Raw genomic sequence first — 3586 nt, forward strand, 5'->3', positions numbered from 1 at the left:
GTCGAAACGCGGCTCCGACGGCAGTGCCGGCACGGCCGCCGGCGCATGCGCGACCGGCCGCGCCACATCGCGCGACGGCGCGAGCACGATGCCGCCCGCCACGCGCCAGCCCGACACGATCGCCTTCATCTGGCGCGTCTGCTCCTCGAGCGACGCGGCCGCGGCTGCCGCCTGCTCGACGAGCGCCGCGTTCTGCTGCGTGACCGAATCCATCTGGCCGACCGCGCGGTTGACCTGCTCGATGCCGGTCGACTGCTCATCCGACGCGGCGCTGATCTCGCCCATGATGTCGGTCACGCGGCGCACGGCCTGCACAATCTCGTCCATCGTCGAGCCGGCGCGTGACACGAGCGCCGACCCGCTTTCGACCTTCTCGACCGAATCGCCGATCAGCTGCTTGATTTCCTTCGCGGCGCTCGCGCTGCGCTGCGCGAGCGAACGCACCTCGCCCGCGACCACCGCGAAGCCGCGGCCCTGTTCGCCCGCACGGGCGGCTTCGACCGCCGCGTTCAGCGCGAGGATGTTGGTCTGGAACGCGATGCCTTCGATCGTGCCGATGATGTCGACGACCTTGCCCGAGCTCCCCGCGATGTCCTGCATCGTCGCCACGACCTGGCCGACCACGTCGCCGCCCTGCGTCGCGATGTCCGATGCGTTGACCGCGAGCTGGCTGGCCTGCCGCGCGTTCTCCGCGTTCTGGCGCACGGTGCCCGTCAGCTGCTCCATGCTCGACGCGGTTTCCTGCAGCGACGCGGCCTGCTCCTCGGTACGCTGCGACAGGTCGATGTTGCCGGTCGCGATCTCGCGCGCGCCGACGTCGATCGATTCGGTGCCGCGATGCACGGCCTGCACCATCGTCGTGACGGCGTCCTGCATCCGCTTGATGCCGCCGAACAGGCGGCCGATCTCGTTCGTGCTGAACACGTTCACCGGCTGCGTGAGGTCGCCGCCGGCGATGCGCTCGAAGTGCGCGATCGCGTCCTCGAGCGGCTTCACGATCAGCCCGCGCAGCGCGAAACGAATCGCGACCACGACGACGAACGCGATCGCGATGCCGGCCGCGATGAGCCCGATCATCAGCGAGATCTGCGATTGCGTCGTGGCCTGGCGATCTTCCGCGCGCTTCTGCAGCGACGCGATCACGGCCGCCGCAGCCTGGTCGTACGCGACGAACATCGGGCTGATCTTGGTATCGGCGACCGCGTGGTACGCGGCCATGTCGCCCGCGCGCGCGGCCGCGAACTCGGGCTCGACGCCTTCCTTCACGATCGTCGTGTAGCGGGTGGTCAGGTCGTCGACGAGCGCCTGCTCGATGCCGAGCTTCGGCGTCGACTGGAACGCCTGCCAGTTCTGGTTCGACTTCGCATACAGCTCCTGCGCGCGGTCCAGCACCTTGGCCGCTTCGGCCGTGTTGCCGCCTTCCGTCAGCGAACGGAAGCGGTCGAGCGACACGCGCGCGCGCAGCAGGTACGACGACGTGTCGTCGAGCGTATGGAGTGCCGGCAGGTCGACGTGCGCGATCTCGTCGAGCGAGCGGCTCGCGTGATTCAGCGCGACCAGGCCGAGCCCGCCAACGGCTGCGGCCAGCGCCGCGAGGATGAGTCCGACCGCCGTGAGCGTCGTGCGGATCGACCAGTTATGCAACATTGCAGATTCTCCCGAAATTCCTGCGCGCGCGACGCGCTTACCCGCCGAGCGTCTCGATCAGCGCCATTTCACGGCTCGACATCAGCTTCTCGATGTCCATCAGGATCAGCATCCGGCCGTCGACCGTGCCGAGGCCCGTCAGGTACTCGGTCGTCAGCGTGGCGCCGAACTCCGGCGCCGGCATGATCTGGTCGGTCTGCAGCGTCAGCACGTCCGACACGCCGTCGACCACCATCCCGACCACGCGATGCGCGACGTTCAGGATGATCACGACGGTCTGGTGGTCGTACTCGACGCGGCCGAGATGGAACTTGATCCGCATGTCGACGATCGGCACGATGATCCCGCGCAGGTTGATCACGCCCTTGATGAATTCCGGCGCGTTCGCGATGCGCGTGACGCTGTCGTAGCCGCGGATTTCCTGCACTTTCAGGATGTCGATCCCGTATTCCTCGTCGCCGAGCGTGAACACGAGGAATTCCTGGCCCGTCGCGTCGCCTTGCTCCGCGTCGCGGCGGCTCGTTGCCGCGTTCGCCGCGGCCGGATTGATCATTTGGACTTCAGCAGCCACGTTTGCCCCCAATCGGTTGAATGGCGAGAGACATCAGAACATCGCGAGCTCGGCGCCGGCACGGGCGCCGTGCGTCGCACGGGTTTCGCGGTTCAGCGCCGCGACGTCGACGATCAGCGCGACGCTGCCGTCGCCGAGGATGGTCGCCGCCGAAATGCCGTGCACCTTGCGGTAGTTGGTTTCGAGGTTCTTCACGACCACCTGCTGCTGGCCGACCAGCTCGTCGATCAGCATCGCGAAGCGGCGCCCCTCGGTTTCCATGATCGTGACGATCCCTTGCGTCGGGTCGGTGCGCGCGTCCTCGACCGAGAACACTTCGTGCAGCGCGACGAGCGGCAGGTATTCGCCGCGCACGCGCACCACGCGCTCACCGTTGCCGACCGTGTAGATGTCGTCGTTCGACGGCTGCAGCGACTCCATCACGAAGTTCAGCGGCAGGATGAAGATCTCGTTGCCGACCTTCACCGACATCCCGTCGAGGATCGCCAGCGTGAGCGGCAGCACGATCCGCGTGGTCGTGCCGCGGCCGGCCAGCGACGAGATCTCGACGTGACCGCCCATCGACTGGATGTTGCGCTTCACGACGTCCATCCCGACGCCGCGGCCCGACACGTCGGTCACGGTCTCGGCGGTCGAGAAGCCCGGCGCGAAGATCAGTTGCCAGACTTCGTCGTCGCTGATGGTGTCGGACACCTGCATGCCCTGTTTCGCGGCTTTCGCGAGGATCCGCTCGCGGTTCAGGCCCGCGCCGTCGTCGCTCACCTCGATCACGATGTTGCCGCCGTGATGCGCGGCCGACAGCACCAGCTGGCCGACCGCGTCCTTGCCGGCGGCGACCCGCTTGTCGACGGTCTCGATCCCGTGGTCGAGGCTGTTGCGCACGAGGTGGGTCAGCGGATCGATGATCCGTTCGATCAGGCTCTTGTCGAGCTCGGTCGCCTGGCCGAACGTCACCAGTTCGACCTGCTTGCCGAGCTTGCCGGCGAGGTCGCGCACCAGCCGCGGGAAGCGGCTGAACACGTAGTCCATCGGCATCATGCGGATCGACATCACGGCTTCCTGCAGATCGCGCGCGTTGCGCTCGAGCTGCGCCATTCCGTTGAACAGGCGGTCGTGCAGCGCCGGATCGAACGCGCTCGCGGTTTCCGCGAGCATCGCCTGCGTGATCACGAGCTCGCCGACCAGGTTGATCAGCTGGTCGACCTTCTCGACGCCGACGCGGATCGAGCTGCCTTCGGCGCCCGCTGCGGCCGCGGCGGCCGGGCGTGCGCGCTTGTCGTCGTGATGCGCGGCAGCCTGCGGTGCGTGGTCGGCGTGCGCGTGCTGGGACGGCTGCTGCGCTTGCGCGGCGGCAGCGGCGGCCGGCTC

At 68.0% G+C, this 3586-nt stretch carries 3 protein-coding genes; all 3 read right to left on the minus strand.

What is annotated here, in order from left to right; translation table 11 throughout:
- The coding region (locus tag BDO18943_RS42220; protein ID WP_175026707.1) for a methyl-accepting chemotaxis protein at positions 1-1647 on the minus strand (1647 nt) is incomplete at its 3' end.
- Positions 1648-1684: 37 nt separating this feature from the next.
- The gene (cheW, locus tag BDO18943_RS42225) at positions 1685-2200 is read right to left on the minus strand and encodes a chemotaxis protein CheW (protein ID WP_043185043.1); all 516 of its coding nucleotides are present in this window, start codon (positions 2198-2200) and stop codon (positions 1685-1687) included.
- 51 nt (positions 2201-2251) lie between these two features.
- Positions 2252-3586: chemotaxis protein CheW (locus tag BDO18943_RS42230; RefSeq protein ID WP_175026708.1), on the minus strand; the 1335-nt coding region annotated here is incomplete at its 5' end.

It is taken from the genome of Burkholderia aenigmatica (genome assembly GCF_902499175.1).
In the GTDB taxonomy this organism is placed as follows: domain Bacteria; phylum Pseudomonadota; class Gammaproteobacteria; order Burkholderiales; family Burkholderiaceae; genus Burkholderia; species Burkholderia aenigmatica.

Bases quoted from the DNA above. Each gene is read 5' to 3' on its own strand.
- cheW (WP_043185043.1), bottom strand. From the start codon at position 2,200: ATGATCAATCCGGCCGCGGCGAACGCGGCAACGAGCCGCCGCGACGCG.